Genomic DNA, 1,956 nt, shown 5'->3' with positions numbered 1-1,956 from the left:
TATATATATATATATATAATCATCGATTTTCTAAAACAAAGTGAGGTTGAAGGAAGGGAACTAAGTTGATATAATGAAGTGTTAGTAAACACTGGGCTTTTTGTCATTTATTTAAGATGAAAAAAGTCATGTTTTCCTGTTTTATTGCGAGTTTATGCCTGCGCAAACATGGCTAGAGGAGTAAAGACAGGGTAGAAAGAAAGGTAAAAAACTATGAAACAGTTTAAAATGAATGAGCGCCAACGCTTTTCTATACGTAAGTTTTCAATCGGAGCAGCTTCAGTCTTGCTAGGGTCTGTCTTTTTTGTGGCTAATCCAGCGACAGAAGTGCAAGCAGCAGAAGCAAGTACAGAAGTGGTCGCTCAGGATGGGGATGTCAAACCTGACAATTCATCTTCCCTAAGCGCATCAGATCCAAGCAGTCAAAATCCAAACGTAGGACAAGCAGGAACGGAAGCAGAAACTCAAGGAACAGAGAAAAAAGAGCCAGGAACTCCATCTAAAGATGGTGAAGGAGTAGCTAAGGTTGAGGAAACGAGTACTGAAGGCAACTCTAAATTAGAATCAAATAAAGAGATAGCAGAAAAACAAGATCAACCGAAAACAGATGTTGAACTTAGTAAACATCTAAATACTCAGAACTTAGAATCGCTATTAAGTGAAATTGCTGCTGTAAAAGCAGAGAACTACACAGAAGAATCAGTAGCAGCCTTGCAAGCAAAAGCTGAAGAAGCGAGACAAGTCCTTGCAACAGCGCAAACTCAAGCAGAAATAGACGCAGCCTTTAGAACATTAGTAAGTTATAAAAACACTGTCTTAAAACGTGTTAAAAAGAATGTAGAACCTAAGGCTCCTAAACTTGATACAACAAATGGTAAAGCAACGGTCGGTCTAAAAGCTGAAAACNNAACATCGCAGGGCATAATCATAGCTTAGCGGGGACTACGCTGCCTGAAGGTAGTGGGTTTAGGACGACGCCAGAAGGGTCTAGTTTGAAAGTAGGAGCTGCAAAAGGGAGAAGTGATAATCCTATATTTTCGAATGAAACAATTATCCCTACAGATGGTCACCCTATAGGAAACAATATTCGTTTATTAGCGGAATCATCAAGTGGTAAAGGAATAAGAAGTATTACAGTAAAAGCTTATGATCCACAAGCGAATAATGGACAAGGTGGATTCACAGAAGCTGCTGTTAAAGGTAAGTTAGGTTTGACAACTTCGGGATTAAAAGGAAGTGGAAGTAAAAGATGGGTAGATTTAACTGGAGATATACCAAGTAATAGATTCGGAATAAATAATATCGTTGTCGAAGCTGAAGATTCGTCAGGACATAAAGGAACAACTACAGTTAGAATTACCAGACCTTTACCTCAAGCTAGCTTTACAACAAAAAAAGAAGAATTGAATGGAGCAGCAAATAAAACAGACAACGAACGTCCAATTGTTAGCGGTAAAATACCTTTTCCGATTGAAACTAATAATATTCCGAATGATGCAGATTTAAAGGCTTATTTAGTGACTGGTGGGAGAGTTGATAACGATCGTTACATTCCTGGAGCATCAGACTATACTACTATAGCTGTTACACGAGTAAAAGCTGATGGAACATTTACATTTGATCCAAGTACATATAATGCAAATACTATAGGGACAAAAGAACTTAAACTTGTTGTAAAGTATGCAAGAAAAGGAACAAATGACACTTATTATGAAGGGCTAGAATCGTTATTTTCAGCTGATAGCCTTAAAGCGACAGTTAATTTAGCGGCTATTAAACAAGCAGCTAAAGGCGAATTAGCAACAGCAGCAGACGCAGAAACAAAAGCTATTAATGCAGATAAGAGCTTAACAACAGCAAAAAGAAATGAAAAATTGCAAGAAGTAGCAACTAAGAAAACTGAAGGTGAACGAGCAATAGATGCACCAACAGCAGACGATGCAGACAAAGTAGCAG

Annotated in this window: 2 protein-coding genes; both read left to right on the top strand. The window is 38.0% G+C overall.

What is annotated here, in order from left to right; translation table 11 throughout:
- The first annotated feature begins 213 nt into the window (after positions 1 to 213).
- Positions 214 to 936, top strand: a complete 723-nt coding sequence (locus HT721_RS10885; RefSeq protein ID WP_173229833.1) for a YSIRK-type signal peptide-containing protein — start codon at positions 214 to 216, stop codon at positions 934 to 936.
- A 56-nt stretch (positions 937 to 992) separates the two neighbouring features.
- On the top strand, positions 993 to 1,956 hold a 964-nt coding region (locus tag HT721_RS10880), incomplete at its 3' end, for a DUF1542 domain-containing protein (protein ID WP_173229832.1).

This window comes from Streptococcus sp. 4094 (assembly GCF_013277125.1).
Classification (GTDB): domain Bacteria; phylum Bacillota; class Bacilli; order Lactobacillales; family Streptococcaceae; genus Streptococcus.
The sequence above is the reverse complement of the archived record's forward strand: the minus strand, read 5'-3'. Positions and strand labels throughout refer to the sequence as shown.